This is a genomic window from Streptomyces sp. FH025 (genome assembly GCF_017427025.1).
Lineage (GTDB): Bacteria > Actinomycetota > Actinomycetes > Streptomycetales > Streptomycetaceae > Kitasatospora.
Genome location: NZ_JAFLNG010000122.1, coordinates 1 through 14,673, shown reverse-complemented (window position 1 = coordinate 14,673; position 14,673 = coordinate 1). Strand labels below are relative to the sequence as shown.

14 protein-coding genes, 2 tRNA genes and 1 pseudogene are annotated in these 14,673 nt (G+C 72.2%); 11 read left to right on the top strand and 6 right to left on the bottom strand.

The window, feature by feature from the left end; translation table 11 throughout:
• From J0670_RS12050 to J0670_RS12040, 3 genes are all read left to right on the top strand, one after another.
• On the top strand, positions 1-824 hold an 824-nt coding region (locus J0670_RS12050), incomplete at its 5' end, for a chorismate-binding protein (RefSeq protein ID WP_207811500.1).
• Between the two features lie 12 nt (positions 825-836).
• The gene (locus tag J0670_RS12045; protein ID WP_207811499.1) at positions 837-1,667 is read left to right on the top strand and encodes an aminotransferase class IV; all 831 of its coding nucleotides are present in this window, start codon (positions 837-839) and stop codon (positions 1,665-1,667) included.
• Between the two features lie 57 nt (positions 1,668-1,724).
• Complete coding sequence (locus tag J0670_RS12040; protein WP_207811498.1) at positions 1,725-2,567, top strand: GNAT family N-acetyltransferase; 843 nt, start codon at positions 1,725-1,727, stop codon at positions 2,565-2,567.
• Between the two features lie 7 nt (positions 2,568-2,574).
• On the opposite strand, the gene J0670_RS12035 is transcribed toward J0670_RS12040, so the two are convergent.
• The gene (locus J0670_RS12035) at positions 2,575-3,075 is read right to left on the bottom strand and encodes a DsbA family protein (protein WP_207811497.1); all 501 of its coding nucleotides are present in this window, start codon (positions 3,073-3,075) and stop codon (positions 2,575-2,577) included.
• 110 nt (positions 3,076-3,185) lie between these two features.
• Here J0670_RS12035 and J0670_RS12030 point away from each other — a divergent pair, with 110 nt between their 5' ends.
• Positions 3,186-3,641 (top strand): hypothetical protein, encoded by a 456-nt coding sequence (locus J0670_RS12030; RefSeq protein ID WP_207811496.1) that lies wholly within the window; start codon positions 3,186-3,188, stop codon positions 3,639-3,641.
• 56 nt (positions 3,642-3,697) lie between these two features.
• Here the strand turns inward: J0670_RS12030 and J0670_RS12025 are convergent, their stop codons facing one another.
• Positions 3,698-4,267, bottom strand: a complete 570-nt coding sequence (locus tag J0670_RS12025; protein WP_207811495.1) for a CGNR zinc finger domain-containing protein — start codon at positions 4,265-4,267, stop codon at positions 3,698-3,700.
• 404 nt (positions 4,268-4,671) lie between these two features.
• Positions 4,672-5,085, bottom strand: a complete 414-nt coding sequence (locus tag J0670_RS12020) for an SsgA family sporulation/cell division regulator (RefSeq protein WP_030056266.1) — start codon at positions 5,083-5,085, stop codon at positions 4,672-4,674.
• Positions 5,086-5,620: 535 nt separating this feature from the next.
• Here J0670_RS12020 and J0670_RS12015 point away from each other — a divergent pair.
• Positions 5,621-5,692 (top strand) — tRNA-Val (locus J0670_RS12015).
• A gap of 210 nt (positions 5,693-5,902) precedes the next feature.
• A tRNA-Val gene (locus tag J0670_RS12010) sits at positions 5,903-5,974 on the top strand.
• A 69-nt stretch (positions 5,975-6,043) separates the two neighbouring features.
• On the opposite strand, the gene J0670_RS12005 is transcribed toward J0670_RS12010, so the two are convergent.
• The gene (locus J0670_RS12005) at positions 6,044-6,811 is read right to left on the bottom strand and encodes an exonuclease domain-containing protein (protein ID WP_207811494.1); all 768 of its coding nucleotides are present in this window, start codon (positions 6,809-6,811) and stop codon (positions 6,044-6,046) included.
• 147 nt (positions 6,812-6,958) lie between these two features.
• Here J0670_RS12005 and J0670_RS12000 point away from each other — a divergent pair, with 147 nt between their 5' ends.
• The 4 genes from J0670_RS12000 (at position 6,959) to J0670_RS11985 (ending at position 11,416) form a co-directional block, all read left to right on the top strand.
• Positions 6,959-7,513, top strand: coding sequence for a DUF4365 domain-containing protein (locus tag J0670_RS12000; protein ID WP_207811493.1), 555 nt, complete (start codon positions 6,959-6,961; stop codon positions 7,511-7,513).
• 32 nt (positions 7,514-7,545) lie between these two features.
• The gene (locus J0670_RS11995; protein WP_207811492.1) at positions 7,546-8,688 is read left to right on the top strand and encodes a hypothetical protein; all 1,143 of its coding nucleotides are present in this window, start codon (positions 7,546-7,548) and stop codon (positions 8,686-8,688) included.
• A 106-nt stretch (positions 8,689-8,794) separates the two neighbouring features.
• Positions 8,795-10,774, top strand: a complete 1,980-nt coding sequence (thrS, locus tag J0670_RS11990; RefSeq protein ID WP_207811491.1) for a threonine--tRNA ligase — start codon at positions 8,795-8,797, stop codon at positions 10,772-10,774.
• A gap of 81 nt (positions 10,775-10,855) precedes the next feature.
• Positions 10,856-11,416 carry an HIT domain-containing protein gene (locus J0670_RS11985; protein WP_207811490.1) on the top strand — a complete coding sequence of 187 codons (561 nt, stop codon included), beginning with the start codon at positions 10,856-10,858 and terminating at the stop codon, positions 11,414-11,416.
• 78 nt (positions 11,417-11,494) lie between these two features.
• On the opposite strand, the gene J0670_RS11980 is transcribed toward J0670_RS11985, so the two are convergent.
• Positions 11,495-13,141, bottom strand: coding sequence for a hypothetical protein (locus J0670_RS11980; RefSeq protein WP_207811489.1), 1,647 nt, complete (start codon positions 13,139-13,141; stop codon positions 11,495-11,497).
• Positions 13,142-13,346: 205 nt separating this feature from the next.
• On the opposite strand from J0670_RS11980, the gene J0670_RS11975 reads away from it, so the two are divergent.
• Positions 13,347-13,775, top strand: a complete 429-nt coding sequence (locus J0670_RS11975) for a DUF393 domain-containing protein (RefSeq protein ID WP_307806491.1) — start codon at positions 13,347-13,349, stop codon at positions 13,773-13,775.
• On the opposite strand, the pseudogene J0670_RS11970 reads toward J0670_RS11975, so the two are convergent.
• A pseudogene (locus J0670_RS11970) lies at positions 13,763-14,673 on the bottom strand (elongation factor G-like protein EF-G2); the annotation flags it as partial. The gene J0670_RS11975 and the pseudogene J0670_RS11970 sit on opposite strands and share 13 nt — an antisense overlap.

Here is a 14,673-nt window from a genome sequence, read left to right as displayed (position 1 = left end):
GTGCCGCCTACACCGCGGGCGTGCGCCGCATCCGCGAGCACATAGCCGCCGGCGAGGTCTACCAGGCCAACCTCTGCCGAGTGCTGTCCGCGCCGCTGCCCGACCCCGACCGCAGCGACATCGACGCCCTCACCGGCCTGCTCGCCCACGGCAACCCCGCCCCCTACGCCGGCACCATCCGACTGCCCGAGCACGGCGTCGAGATCGCCACCGCCTCCCCCGAGCTCTACCTGAGCCGCACCGGACGCACCGTCGCCTCCGGCCCGATCAAAGGCACCGGCCGCACCGAGGACGACCTCCTCGAGAAGGACCACGCCGAGAACGTGATGATCGTCGACCTGGTCCGCAACGACCTCGGCCGGGTCTGCGAGACCGGCAGCGTCACCGTCCCCGACCTGTGCGTGGTGGAGAAGCACCCCGGCCTGGTCCACCTCGTCTCCACCGTCGAGGGCACCCTGCGCGACGGCGCCGGCTGGCCCGAGCTCCTCGCCGGCACCTTCCCGGCCGGCTCCGTCACCGGCGCCCCCAAGTCCAGCGCCCTGCGGATCATCGACGCCCTCGAAACCGCGCCGCGCGGCCCCTACTGCGGCGCCGTCGGCTGGGTCGACGCCGATCGCGGCGAGGGCGAACTCGCCGTCGGCATCCGCACCTTCTGGATCGACCGGCAGGACGCCGAGGCACCCGTCCTGCGCTTCGGCACCGGCGCCGGCATCACCTGGGGATCCGACCCCGAACGCGAGTGGGCGGAAACCGAACTGAAGGCCGCCCGTCTGGTCGCGATAGCGTCGGGCAGCGAACCCGACCACGAGCCGCACCGCGCCTAGGAGCAGCCCTCCATGCACAACCGCACCACGAGCTGGGTCAACGGGACACTCGTCGACTCCGCCGACGCCGCCGTCTCCGTCCTCGACCACGGACTCACCACCGGCGACGGCGTCTTCGAGACCATGAAGACCGTTGACGGCCGGGCCTTCGCGGTCACCCGCCACCTCGACCGGCTCACCCGCTCCGCCCGCGGCCTCGGCCTGCCCGACCCCGACCACGACCTGGTCCGCGAGGCCTGCGCCCAGGTCCTCGCCGCCAACCCCGCCCCGCTCGGCCGCCTGCGCGTCACCTACACCGGCGGCAACGCCCCGCTCGGCTCCGAACGCGGCACCACCGGCCCCACCCTGGTCGTCGCCCTCGGCGCCATCAACCGCCGCCCCGACGAGACCGCCGTCGCCGTCGTCCCGTGGCGCCGCAACGAGCACAGCGCCGTCGCCGGCCTCAAGACCACCTCGTACGCCGAGAACGTCGTCGCCCTGGCCGCCGCCCACCGGGCCGGCGCCTCCGAGGCGCTCTTCGCCAACACCGCCGGCCGACTCTGCGAGGGCACCGGCTCCAACGTCTTCGTGGTCATCGGCGGCCGCCTGCTCACCCCCGCCCTCGCCTCCGGCTGCCTGGCCGGCATCACCCGGCAGCTGGTCATCGACTGGTGCGGCGCCGAGGAGGCCGACCTCCCGCTCAGCGCCCTCCAGGACGCCGAGGAGGTCTTCCTGACCTCCACCACCCGCGACGTCCAGGCCGTCACCCGCGTCGACGACCGCGAACTGCCCGGCACCGGCCCGGTCACCGCCAAGGCCATGGCCGTCTTCACCGAGCGCAGCGGCGACGACCTCGACCCGTGACCCCGGGCGCGGCCGGCAGCGCGGATAACCTTCCCGGCAGGGGGAAGGGACCACGACATGACCACCACGCTGCGCCCCGAGGGCCCGGAGACACCCATCGCGGCCGGGGGCCGCACCAGACGCTGGCGGATCCTCGCGAACGGCCGCCCGGTCGGCGCGCTGCGCACCACCGCCGTCCCCCGCGGCAGCCAACTCTGGGGGCAGATCTCCGAGTTGGAGGTCACCGAGGGCCGAGGCCGAGGCCGGGGCACCTTCGGTGGGCTGGCCGCGGAGGAGGTGCTGCGCAACTGGGGCTGCGCCCGGGTGGACGTCGACGTCCCCGAGTCGGCCCCGGCCGCCCGCGGCCTCGCCCTGACCCTCGGCTACACCGAGCGGGCGCGGAACCTGTCCAAGCACCTGACCGCCGCCCCCGACCTGCCCCGGGGTGTCGTCGCACGTCCGATCGGCACGGAGGAGTTCCCCGCCTGGCTGGGCCAGGCCGAACGGAACCACCTCCGCTCGCTCCTCGACTCCGGCCTCAGCGAGGAGCAGGCCCGGCACAAGTCCCGGCTGGAACACCGGGACCTGTTTCCGCAGGGCGCCGACAGCCCCGGAGTCGTCCTGCGCCGCCTGTACGCGGACGGGGAACCGGAGCCCCTCGGCTCGCTCTGGCTCGACCTCCACCTGCGCGATCTGCCGGACGGCGAGCCGCTCGCCTGGGTGATGACCGTCGAGGTGTCCCCGGCTCACCGGGGCCGGGGACACGGCCGCACCCTGATGCTGCTCGCCGAACGGGAGTGCCTGGCCGCCGGAGTACGGAACCTGGGCCTCAACGTCTTCACCCACAACGGGACCGCCGTCCGGCTCTACGCCTCGCTCGGCTACCAGGTCGCCAACCGGCTCTACGGCAAGCAGTTGTGACGATGTGTCAGGAGGCCGAAGCCGCCTCGATGGCGGCCACGATCCGCTCCCGCAGCCCGTCCTGGCTCTGTCCGCCGTCCAGCCGCTTCCCGGCGACCACATACGTCGGCGTGCCCGTGACCCCGATCGCCCTGCCCTCGGCCTGGTCGGCGTCCACGGTCAGCATGTGCCGGCCGTCGATCAGTGCGGTGTCGACCTCCTCGGCGTCCACCCCGACCTCCCGGGCCACCTCCAGCAGCACCTGCTGCCCCCGGGCGTCCAGCTCCTCGACCCGTGCCAGCAGCGCCTCCACGAACGGCCACCCCAGCCCCTGGGTGAACGCCTCCTCGGCCGCCTCCGCGGCGGCGTAGGCGTGCTTGTGCTTCTCCAGCGGGAAGTGCCGCAGCTCCACGGACAGGGCGTCGCCGTACCGCGCGCGCAGCGCCCGTACGTCGTCCAGCGCCGTGCGGCAGTCCGGGCACTGGAGGTCGCACCAGAACTCAAGGCGGGGGAGGGAACCATCGATCATTCCCCCAGTGTTCCACTAGTGGGTGCCCGTTCCCGCCGACGGTGCACCCTGGCACGGACCGACAGGGAGGCGCCGATGACCAGGACGAACGGAAGCGAAGGAGCGAGCCCGTGCTGACCGCGGCGATCAGCTTCATCCTCACCGCGGGCGGAGTGGCGGTCGCGGGCCTGCGGGCCCGGCGGCGCCGCTTCCTCTCGGCGACCCGCTGGTTCGCAGTGGCCCTGCTGCCCGCCGGGCTCTACCTGACCGGCCTGTTCCCGCTGGCGAGCACGATCGGCCGGGAGTTCGCCGACTGGGCGGCCAAGCTGGTCTTCGACCCCCGGGTGTGGGCCGGCATCGTGCTGCTCGGCGTCTCCGCGGTCCTGCTGGTCACCACCCGCTGGATGGGCCGCCGCGGCGCCGTGGAGGACTCCCCGGAACGTCCGGCGGCGGCCGGCCCGGCGCCCGAGCGCCCGGCGGTGGCCCAGGCGCCCAAGGCGCAGGGGAAGTCGGCGGCGGGCAAGCGGGACGACGGCCTCGGCGACTTCGCCGACATCGAGGAGATCCTCCGCAAGCGCGGGATCTGAGGCCCGCGGAGCCGGAGCCCCGGGAGCGGCCGCTGGCGTCAGGCGGACCGGCGGCGTCAGGCGGAGGCGACGGTCTCTGCCGAGCGCTGCCGCGCCCGGTAGGCCGCCACGTGCAGCCGGTTGCCGCAGGTACGGCTGTCGCAGTAGCGCCGCGAGCGGTTGCGGGAGAGGTCCACGAAGACCCGGGCGCAGTCCGGCGCCTCGCACCGGCGCAGCCGCTCCCGTTCGCCCGCCACCAGGATGAAGGCCAGTGCCATGCCCAGCTCGGCGGCCAGGTGGTCGCCGAGCGCGGCGTGCGGCGCGAAGTAGTGGATGTGCCAGTCGTGCTGGTCGTGATTGGTGAGCCGGGGCGTCGTTCCGGCGGCCGCGACGATCGAGTTGACCAGCTCGGCGGCCTCCGCGGTGGACTCCGTCGCGAACACCTCGCGCAGCCGGGTGCGTAGTTCGTGCACCCGGCGCAGGTCGTCGTCGGTCAGCGAGTCGATCTCACTGATCTCCTGGCGCACCACGAAGGCGTCCAGCGCGGCGATGTCCGGCAGGCGCTCGGCGCCGCACACCTCGGGTGCGGTGTTGAGCAGCTCCACGAGGATGCTCAGTGCGCACTCGGTGTCATGGGTGATCAGCACGTAGGGGCTCCTCGCGCAGGGGGACTCCGATACCCCGCGTCCGCGGTTACCCCAGACCATACCGGCCCTTGCGGCAGAAGGGTGGTGCGTTCTTCGAAGGCCTGTGCGGATTGCGCCGGAGCGTCCGGATCCGTACTCCGCTCCGGCGCGAACGCCCCTGCGCGGCGCCCGGCAAGACTGAGGCGCCCGGTACCGAAGCCGGTCACCCGTACGAGTGACCGGCTTCGGTACCGGGCGCCTGTGGTGCCGCCGCCCCGCTCCGATGGGAGCGGGGCGGCGGCACCGGCCCCGAGGCCGCGTCGTGCGCGGCTGAGTCCGCTGCCGTGCCCCCGAGTAGGACGGCTGCGATGACGACAGGGGGTGAGGCCCCGCCGACAGCGGGGCTGGACCGCCTGCGGCCGGGGTCAGCTTTCGGCGAGGATGTGGGACAGCTCCCGGTCGAGGTCGAAGTGACGGTGTTCGGTGCCGGGGGGCACCGCGGCGTCCGTCCGCTTGAGGAACGACTCAAGCGCCCGGGCCGGGGCCTCCAGCAGGGCTTCTCCTTCCGGAGAGCTCAGCGCGATGCAGACCACCCCTTGCCCGTGGCTGCGCGACGGCCACACCCGGACGTCGCCGGTACCGGTGGGTCGGTGCAGCCCCTCCGCGAGGAGATCTCGGGCGAACACCCACTCCACGGTCTCGTCGGCACCCGTGTGGAACGTGGCGTGCACGGCGTAGGGGTCGGCGGTGTCGTAGCGCAGGCCCGCGGGGACGGGCAGTGAGGACTCGCTGGACACGATGAGGCGCAGGTGCAGCTCGCAGCTGACCGTGGTGTTCATAAGCGCCATGGCCTTTCGCTCAGTGTGCGCTCGGGGAATCGCACGTCGGCGAACGGACCATCCCACCTCCAAGACCGATGTAAACCCCTCTGTCCCGATTCGGGCGCGAGTCGTACCCCTTACGGCGCATTGCGGAATCGCCGCGGAGTGGCCGGGGAGGGCATTAGCGGGCTCCCTCTTGGTTAGTTTCCTGGCTTGACTGTGTGAAACGACAAGGCGCGCAGGAACACGAGAACGGGTGAACCGGTCACTCCGGACGGCGTGTCCGTTGACGGGGTCGGGCGGTCGGCTCTCGGGTCCCGGCGCCCGCCCGTCGCCCCGGCCGGCCGCACCCCCGGGTCGGGCTCCGACCCGGGGCGGTGATCTTCCCGGGCGAGCGGGCGGCCGGGCGGATCCGGGCCGGACCGGACGGGTGGCCTTGCCCCCGCCGGCCGTACGGGCGGCCGACCGCCGGTCGGTCGGTCCGGGGGGAGGGGCGGCAGCCGGAGGGTGTTCGGACCACCCCTCGGGATGCGGTAATGTTTTCTCTGCACCCGGGCGATTAGCTCAGCGGGAGAGCACTTCGTTCACACCGAAGGGGTCACTGGTTCGATCCCAGTATCGCCCACCGGAATGCATTGTGATACGTGAGGCCCAGCCGATTATCGGCTGGGCCTCACGTGTATTTCCGGAATCCGCCCGGACCGCCGTCCGCAATCCGGCTGAGGCTCAGTCATCTTCCGTGCGGAGCGCGAGTTCTGCGGATCCGTCGGCCGTCGCCGGAAGGGGCGAGTTGTACGGCTCCCCCCGAATGGTGCTATGGTTCTTCTCGTTGCCCGGGCGATTAGCTCAGCGGGAGAGCACTTCGTTCACACCGAAGGGGTCACTGGTTCGATCCCAGTATCGCCCACCGGACAGCACGCAGGCCCTGACCAGGAAACCGGTCAGGGCCTGCGGCGCGTTCGGGCCCGGACGGCCACTACGCCGCCGCCTCGCAACCGTGTCCGGGCTCCAGTCGACGGCCGCAGACGCACCGGGCCGGCCGCAGCGGCCAGGACAGGTCCACCCGCTCCTGCACCCCCGAGCGGTCGAACCAGCTCTGGAGCCCGCGCGCCTGCGCCGCGTGCCAGACCGCCTGCCGCAGGTGCAGCTCCGCCGCCGTCAGCCCGCCCAGCGCCGCCGGGTAGCGGGCGCCTATCCGCCGGGTCAGCGCCAGCGCCGCCGTTGCGTCCGCCGCGGCGTCGTGCGCTCCGGCCAGTTCCACGCCGTAGTGGGCGCACAGATCGGTCAGCGTCCGGCGGCCCTTGCGGTAGCGGTCCACGTGCTTGTCCAGCACCCGCGGATCCAGTATCACCAGCCCGGCGCCGTCCAGCCCGTCGGTCAGCGTCAGCCCGTGGTGGCGGCGCAACTCCCGGTCCAGCAGCGTCAGATCGTACGGCGCGTTCATCACCACCACCGGGCAACCGGCCCGCGCCTGCTCCGCCAGCGCCCGGGTGACCTCCGCCACCACCGCGCGGGCCGGCCGGCCGTGCGCCCGGACCCGCTCGTCGGTGATGCCGTGCACCGCCCGGGCGCCGTCCGGGATCGGCACCCCTGGATCGGCGAGCCAGGTGACCGCCCGCACCGGTGCGCCCGGGGCGGGCTGGACGACCAGGGCGGCCGAGACGATCCGATCGGTCTCCACGTCCACGCCGGTGGTCTCGGTGTCGAAGGAGGCGAGTGGGCCGGTGTACCAGTGCTGCTGCATGACTGCCCCTCAGGCGTGCGATCCGCGCCTTGGTGATACCCGGTTCTGACGGTCGTTCAACCGTTTGGCCCAGGCCCGACCGGGGATCCTGCCCATGACTGTCCCGTCCGAATCCGGACGGGCCCGGAGCCGGGGAGGCACGGGGCGATGGCACTGGCCCAGCCGCAGCCCGAGGGAGCGGCGGCCGCACTACGGGGGAACCTCGCGGTCACCGCCTGCATGGAGACGCTGCAGGTCGGCTACCTGCACGCGGTCGCCGCCGCGGCCGGCTGCTCGCTCTCCCAGCCGTTCCCGGACAACGGCATCGACTGGCACGTCAGCCACGGCTCCCGGGCGCACGCGGTGGACGACGAGGTCACCATCAAGATCCAGCTCAAGGCGACCCAGCAGATCGCACCCGATCCCGCCGGGCCGTTCTTCAGCTTCACCCTGGACAACGACCACCTGCGCAAACTCGCCCGCGCCCGGGTCGCCGTCCCGCGCATCCTGGTCGTGATGCTGCTGCCGCGCCGGGTCGACCACTGGCTCCGCGCCCGCCCCGACGCCCTGGAGCTGCGGCACTGCTGTTACTGGGTCAACCTGGCCGGCCACCCCGTCACCGGCCGCCGGCGCACCAACGTCCGGGTGCCCACCGCCAAGGTCTTCGACGACCGGGCGCTCTGCGACATCATGGCCCGGGTCGGCGCGGGCGACAGCCCGTGAGCGCCCGGCCCCGGCAGCGAGGAAGAGCCACCATGCCCCTGTCGCACGGACCGCAGGAGCCGACCCCGGCCCTGCCCGACCCGGCCACCGTCGACCCCGCGGTGCTCGCCACCCTGCTCGCCCGGCACGGCTGGGTCCGGCGCGGCGGCCCCGCCGCCCGGTACGGTCGCTGGACCCCGCCCGACGGCGAGGCCGGCACCAGCCTCCTCGTCCCCGCCGGGGACGGCTACGACGACGCCGTCGAACTCCTCGCCGACGCCGTCACCGCGCTCTCCCGCTCCCGCACGCCCACCGCCCGCTCGATCCTGCTCGCCCTCGCCCTCCCCGGCGACGAGCTGCGCTGGCGCCGCGAACTGCCCGGCCCGGCCGACGCCGTCCCCTGGGACGAGGCCGAGCGGCTCCGGCGGGCCGCGCGCGCGATGCTCGCCGCCGGGGCCAAGGCGGGGCGGACCAGGGCCGCCTACTTCGGCGCCCGGCTGGACGGCCTCGCCGGGGACTTCCTGGACCGGGTGCTGGTCGTCGAACAGGGCGCCGTCCTCACCGCCCACACCCCCGCCCCCGAGGGCCGGGCCGCCGTCACCACCCTGGTCCGCGCCCTGGAGGCACTGCGCGATGCCGTCGACTACCGCCGGGTGAGCGGCGGGCCCGAGGCCTTCGGGAACGCCGTCCGGGCCGGGGTCAGCCGGGAACTCGTCCAGTCCGTCGACGAACTGGTCCGCGGCGCGACCGCGGCCCGGCTCACCGTCGCCTGGTCGCCCGCCGCCGGGACCCCGGGCGGCTTCGGGGACCGCCGGATCGACCTGGACTTCTCGCCCGGAGACCTGCCCGCCCTCGCCGAGGCCGCCGAGCTGCTGGAACGGATCGAGCCCGCCGTCGACGTCACCGTGGTCGGTCTGGTCGTGCGGCTCAAGCGCGCAGACCCGGCCGGACCGGGCACCGTACGGCTGCGGGTGCTCGGCGGCGCCGAGGTCCGCGAACTCAAGCTCCGCCTGCCCGACCCCGACTACCGGCTCGCCGCCGAGGCCCACCTGGCCGGCGCCCCGGTACGGGTCTCCGGCCGCCTGGACCGGCGCGACGGCTTCCGGGGGCTGACCCGACCGCACGGTCTGGAGCTGTGCGGCTGGGAGGAGGGCGACCGCGAGCGGCTGCTCAAGGGGCTCCAGGACGGGGGATAGACGGGGGATAGAGGATGGAGGTGGACGGCGGGGGCGGCGCTCTCGGTACCATCGTCAAGCGCAGCGCAGTGTTGCGTCCTCTAATCCAGCACGTCAGGAGAGACCGGTGACGGACGTCCGGGTAATCATCAGCCGCGAACCCGATCGGGAAGAGCGCGTGGTGACGACGGGCACTACGGCCGCCGAGCTCTTCGCCGACGACCGCTCGATCATCGCCGCCCGCGTCGGCGGCCAGCTCAAGGACCTCGCGTACGCCGTCCAGGACGGCGACGAGGTCGAGCCGGTCGCGATCGACAGCAAGGACGGCCTCGACATCCTGCGCCACTCCACCGCGCACGTCATGGCCCAGGCCGTGCAGCAGCTCTACCCGGAGGCCAAGCTCGGCATCGGCCCGCCGGTCAAGGACGGCTTCTACTACGACTTCGACGTCGAGAAGCCGTTCCACCCCGATGACCTCAAGGCCATCGAGAAGAAGATGCAGGAGATCATCAAGCGCGGGCAGAAGTTCTCCCGCCGCGTGGTCACCGACGAGTCCGCCCGCGAGGAGCTGGCCGCCGAGCCGTACAAGCTCGAACTGATCGGCCTCAAGGGCTCCGCCGCCACCGCCGGCGAGGGCGCCGACGTCGAGGTCGGCGCCGGCGAGCTCACCATCTACGACAACCTGGACGCCAAGACCGGCGAGCAGTGCTGGGGCGACCTCTGCCGCGGCCCGCACCTGCCCAGCACCCGGCACATCCCGGCGTTCAAGCTGATGCGCAACGCGTCCGCCTACTGGCGCGGCAGCGAGAAGAACCGGCAGTTGCAGCGCATCTACGGGACCGCCTGGCCGACCAAGGACGAGCTCAAGGCCCACCTCGACTTCCTGGTCGAGGCCGAGAAGCGCGACCACCGCAAGCTCGGCAACGAGCTCGACCTCTTCTCCATCCCTGAGGAGATCGGCTCCGGCCTCGCCGTCTTCCACCCCAAGGGCGGCATCATCCGCCGGGCCATGGAGGACTACTCGCGCAAGCGGCACGAGGAAGAGGGCTACGAGTTCGTCTACACCCCGCACGCCACCAAGGGGAAGCTCTTCGAGAAGAGCGGCCACCTCGACTGGTACGCGGACGGTATGTACCCGCCCATGCAGCTCGACGAGGGCGTGGACTACTACCTCAAGCCGATGAACTGCCCGATGCACAACCTGATCTTCGACGCGCGCGGCCGCTCGTACCGTGAACTGCCGCTGCGCCTCTTCGAGTTCGGGACGGTGTACCGCTACGAGAAGTCGGGCGTCGTGCACGGCCTGACCCGTGCCCGCGGCTTCACGCAGGACGACGCGCACATCTACTGCACCCGCGAGCAGATGGCGGACGAGCTCGACTCCACGCTGACCTTCGTGCTCAACCTGCTCCGTGACTACGGTCTGACCGACTTCTACCTGGAGCTGTCGACCAAGGACCCGGTGAAGTACGTCGGCAGCGACGAGACTTGGGAGGAGGCCACCCGCGTCCTGGCGAGCGTGGCCGAGAAGCAGGGGCTGCCGCTGGTTCCGGACCCGGGTGGCGCGGCGTTCTACGGCCCGAAGATCTCGGTGCAGGCGCGCGACGCCATTGGCCGTACCTGGCAGATGTCCACGATTCAGCTCGACTTCAACCTGCCCGAACGTTTCGATCTTGAGTACACCGCCGCGGACGGTTCGCGTCAGCGGCCGGTCATGATCCACCGCGCGCTGTTCGGCTCGATCGAGCGGTTCTTCGCCGTGCTGCTGGAGCACTACGCCGGTGCCATGCCGCCGTGGCTGGCCCCGGTCACCGTCACCGGCATTCCGATCACCGACGAGCACGTGCCGTACCTGCTGGAGGTCGCGGCCAAGCTCAAGAAGCACGGGATCCGGGTCGAGGTGGACACCTCGGACGACCGCATGCAGAAGAAGATCCGCAATGCGCAGCGGTCCAAGACGCCGTACATGCTCATCGCGGGCAACGACGACGTCGAGGCCGGTGCGGTCTCCTTCCGCTACCGCAACGGCGAGCAGAAGAACGGCGTTCCGGTCGACGAGGCGATCGCCGAGATCGTGGACGCCGTGGAGCGCCGCATCCAGGTGTGACGCCGTAGTCGTACCGTCACGCGCGGGGCAGGCTCTGTACGAGTCTGCCCCGCGCGGCTTCGCAAGCACCATCGGGCGAATATGCTGATCAGCATGACGACTGAGCCGGAACTGCAGCGGGGTGTCGGTGAGCCGGACGGCTTCCGCCGCCTGTGGACCCCCCATCGGATGGCGTACATCCAGGGTGAGAACAAGCCCACCGGCCCGGCTCCGGACGACGGTTGTCCGTTCTGCTCGATCCCGTCGCTGACCGACGAGGAGGGGCTGATCATCGCCCGGGGGAGTGCCGTGTTCGCGGTGCTGAACCTGTACCCGTACAACGGCGGGCACCTGATGGTGGTCCCGTACCGGCACGTGGCCGACTACACCGACCTGGACGAGGCGGAGACGGTCGAGCTGGCCGACTTCACCAAGAAGGCGATGACCGCGCTGCGGGCCGCCTCCGGCGCGCACGGGTTCAACATCGGGATGAACCAGGGCGCGGCGGCCGGTGCCGGGATCGCGGCGCACCTGCACCAGCACGTGGTGCCGCGCTGGGGCGGGGACACCAACTTCATGCCGGTGGTCGGCCACACCAAGGTGCTGCCGCAGCTGCTGGCGGACACCCGGAAGATGCTGGCCGAGGTCTGGCCGCAGGGCTGATCCGCCGAGCACGCGTACGCGAAGGGGGCCTGCCCGCCGAACTCCTCGGCGGGCAGGCCCCCTTCGCGCACGCGCCGGTCAGCCGGCGTTGAACTCGTCGACCTTGTACGGCCGGCTGCCCTGCGCCTCGGACTTGATGATCGAGGTGCGGTTCTTGAAGAAGCGGTCGGCGTCCAGGTCGTGCTCCTGGAGGAACTCCAGGGTGGCGGAGTGCACCGCGTTGAGCACCGGGACGGACGCGTTGAGCGCGTTGTCGACCATGGAGCGGTTGTTCCAGGCGGTGCCGACCCAGGCGTGCCGCAGGCCGAACGGCTCGGGCAGGCCGAGGCCGCCTCCCAGCCAGCCGAGCAGGCCGGGCATCCGGTGGAAGGGGGCGCGGACGGCCTGGCGGACGACCTCGTCGTTGTCGATCAGGGGGAGCTTGACGGTGCGCTCCTCCCAGAACTTCACGGTCTTGGCGACCGACTTCTCCTTGTCCTTGGGCTTGTCGAAGAAGACGCCCTTGACCGGGCCGAGCGCGTAGCCCGCCACCGAGATGCTCAGGACGTTGGCGAGCAGGGTCACCGTGACGGTGAAGGTGATGATCAGCTTGCCGTCGTGGGTGATGAACTGGGTGGCCAGGTAGTGCCGGGGGCCGCCCGGGAAGGTCTGCTTGTCGGCGATGCTCTGCACGGCGAAGTCGCGCATCCGGTCGCCGTCCATGTCGGCGCTGCCGGGGCGGCTGATCTCGTCGGCGGTCTCGCTGACGTCGAAGACCACCCACTGCTTGATGTTGACGTTGGGGATGCCGCTGTTGGCGACGTGGCTGACGCCGAGGCCCTTGAGGTGGGCCGAGATCCGGCGGACCAGGTCCCAGGGGTGGAAGGCGCGGAAGTCGACGTGGCCCTCGGCGGGGTGCAGGGTGTCGGCCAGTCGCCACTCGCCCCAGCGGCGGCCGGCGCCCAGGATGCCCTTGGGGCCGGCGTAGTGGTGGACGTTGGTCTCCTGCTCCGCGTCCAGGCGGCCGAGCTTGTCGCGCAGTTCGTTGGCCTTCTTGTCCAGGTCGTCGCGGGGGACGGCCTTGGCCACGGTCGCGGCGACCGCGCTGCCCCCGACCAGGTCCTGCCAGCGGGTGCGCAGGTCCACGGCGGAACGCTCGACGATCCGGCGGGCGAGGTACCAGCCGATGACCGGGGCGAGCATGGTGATCCGCAGGTAGATGCCCAGGAATCCGGCCGCCGGCGGGCGGAACACGAGCAGCACGGCGAGCGCGGCCGCCGCGATGAGGGCGAGCGCTCCGTAGGCGTCGGCGCCGCGGGTGTTGTCCCGCTTGAGCCAGGCGCGCAGCTGGAAGGCCCCGAGCCAGATCAGCGTGCCGGGGAGGAAGAGCAGGCCGGTGAGGACGGTGACGGTGCTGAGCTGTCGGTCGCGGGCGTTGCGCAGTTCCTCGGCGGCCAGGCAGTGCTCGACGACCTGGCGGGTGTCGACGCCGAAGGCCGGGACGAGGGGCTTGCGGTCGCCGCCCAGGGCCCGGGAGATCAGTGCCTTGCTGAAGGCCTCGCCGACGTTGGGCTCGAAAAGCGCGAAGTGGCCCTTTTTGTGCTTAGCGTCCTCGACGGCGGCGACGAAGTCTTTGACCTTGCCGTCGCGGTACGCGGCCGAGGAGAGCGCCTGGGTGACGGCGGTCTGCGGGCCGGCGTCGGTACGGGGTATCTGCGCACCCGGGGTCATGTCGAGTGTGGTCACGGTGGCGTCCCCTCCTCCCCTTGTCAGCGGCAGGGTACCGTGCCGTGGCACCCCCGCGCCGATGATCGTCTGAAGTACCGTCACGATCGAGCCGCATGCGGCCTGAGGGGCATGATGCCCAGGTTCGGCGGGGTCGATGCCCGCTCGAACCGGCCGGGTTGGTGTGGGGCAGGATGGTGGTGGGAGCGATGAAGGGAGCCGTGAGGTGAAGGACCCGGTGCTGGTTTTCGACGGGGACTGCGCGTTCTGTTCGTCCTGTGTGCGGTGGGCGGAGCGCTACCTGCGGCAGACGCTGGCCTCGGGTGGCTGGGAGGCGGAGCCGTTCCAGTTCGCGGACCTTCCGGCGCTGGACGCGCTGGCGGGCGGTGGGGGAGCGGTGTCGGCCGAGCGGGCCGAGCGCGAGGTGCTGTGGGTGACGCCGGCGGGCCGGGTGCACGGGGGCGCGCAGGCGGTTGCGCGGCTGCTGATGCGCTCCGGTGGGGCGTGGGCGTACCTGGGCGCGGTGTTGACGCTGGCGCCGGTGCGGCCGGTGGCGGCGCTGGCGTACCGCTGGGTGGCGCGCAACCGGCACCGGATGCCGGGGGGTACGGCGGCGTGCGCGCTGCCGGCCCGTAAGGCGGCTCAGTCGGTGTAGCGGTCGGCCAGGGCGGCCGGCATGGGTTCGTGGCGCAGGTAGGCGCGGGAGAACTCGGCGGTGCCGTGGGTGATCGAGCGCAGGTCGACCGGGTAGCGGACGAGTTCGAGTTCGGGCACTTCGGCGCGCAGCAGGGTGAGGCCGGGGCCTCCGGTCTCGGTGCCGAGGACGCGGCCGCGGCGGGCGGAGAGGTCGCCGAGGACGGCGCCGAGGTAGTCGTCGGGCAGGAGGACGCTGACCGCGGCGACGGGTTCGAGCAGGCGGATGACGGCGTGCTCGGCGGCGTCGCGCAGGGCGAGGGCGGCGGCGTTCTGGAAGGCGGCGTCGGAGGAGTCGACGGAGTGCGCCTTGCCGTCGGTGAGGGTGACCCGGATGTCGACGAGCGGGTGACCGGTGGAGACGCCCTTGGCGAGTTGGGCGCGGACGCCCTTCTCGACGGAGGGGATGAAGTGCTTGGGGACGGCGCCGCCGACGACGTGTTCGCGGAACTCGAAGCCGGAGCCCGCCGGGAGGGGTTCGACCTCGAGGTCGCAGATGGCGTACTGGCCGTGGCCGCCGGACTGCTTGACCAGGCGGCCGTGGCCGGCGGCGGCGGTGCCGAAGGTCTCGCGCAGGGCGACCATGGGTTCGACGGTGTCGACGTGGACGCCGTGGCGGGTGCGCAGCCGGTCGAGGACGACCTCGGCGTGGGCCTCGCCGGTGCACCAGAGGACGAGTTGGTGGGTGTCGGGGTTCTGTTCCAGGCGTAGGGCCGGGTCCTCGGCGGTGAGGCGGGTGAGGGCCTGGGAGAGCTTGTCGTCGTCGGCCTTGCTGTGCGCCACGACGGCGATGGGCAGCAGGGGTTCGGGGAAGGTCCAGCCGTCGAGTTCGACGGGGTGGCCGGGGTCGTGGATGGTGT

Coding starts and splice junctions, on each gene's coding strand:
- J0670_RS12045 (WP_207811499.1), top strand. CDS start 837: ATGCACAACCGCACCACGAGCTGGGTCAACGGGACACTCGTCGACTCC.
- J0670_RS12040 (WP_207811498.1), top strand. CDS start 1,725: ATGACCACCACGCTGCGCCCCGAGGGCCCGGAGACACCCATCGCGGCC.
- J0670_RS12035 (WP_207811497.1), bottom strand. CDS start 3,075: ATGATCGATGGTTCCCTCCCCCGCCTTGAGTTCTGGTGCGACCTCCAG.
- J0670_RS12020 (WP_030056266.1), bottom strand. CDS start 5,085: ATGAACACCACGGTCAGCTGCGAGCTGCACCTGCGCCTCATCGTGTCC.
- J0670_RS12005 (WP_207811494.1), bottom strand. CDS start 6,811: ATGCAGCAGCACTGGTACACCGGCCCACTCGCCTCCTTCGACACCGAG.
- J0670_RS12000 (WP_207811493.1), top strand. CDS start 6,959: ATGGCACTGGCCCAGCCGCAGCCCGAGGGAGCGGCGGCCGCACTACGG.
- J0670_RS11995 (WP_207811492.1), top strand. CDS start 7,546: ATGCCCCTGTCGCACGGACCGCAGGAGCCGACCCCGGCCCTGCCCGAC.
- J0670_RS11985 (WP_207811490.1), top strand. CDS start 10,856: ATGCTGATCAGCATGACGACTGAGCCGGAACTGCAGCGGGGTGTCGGT.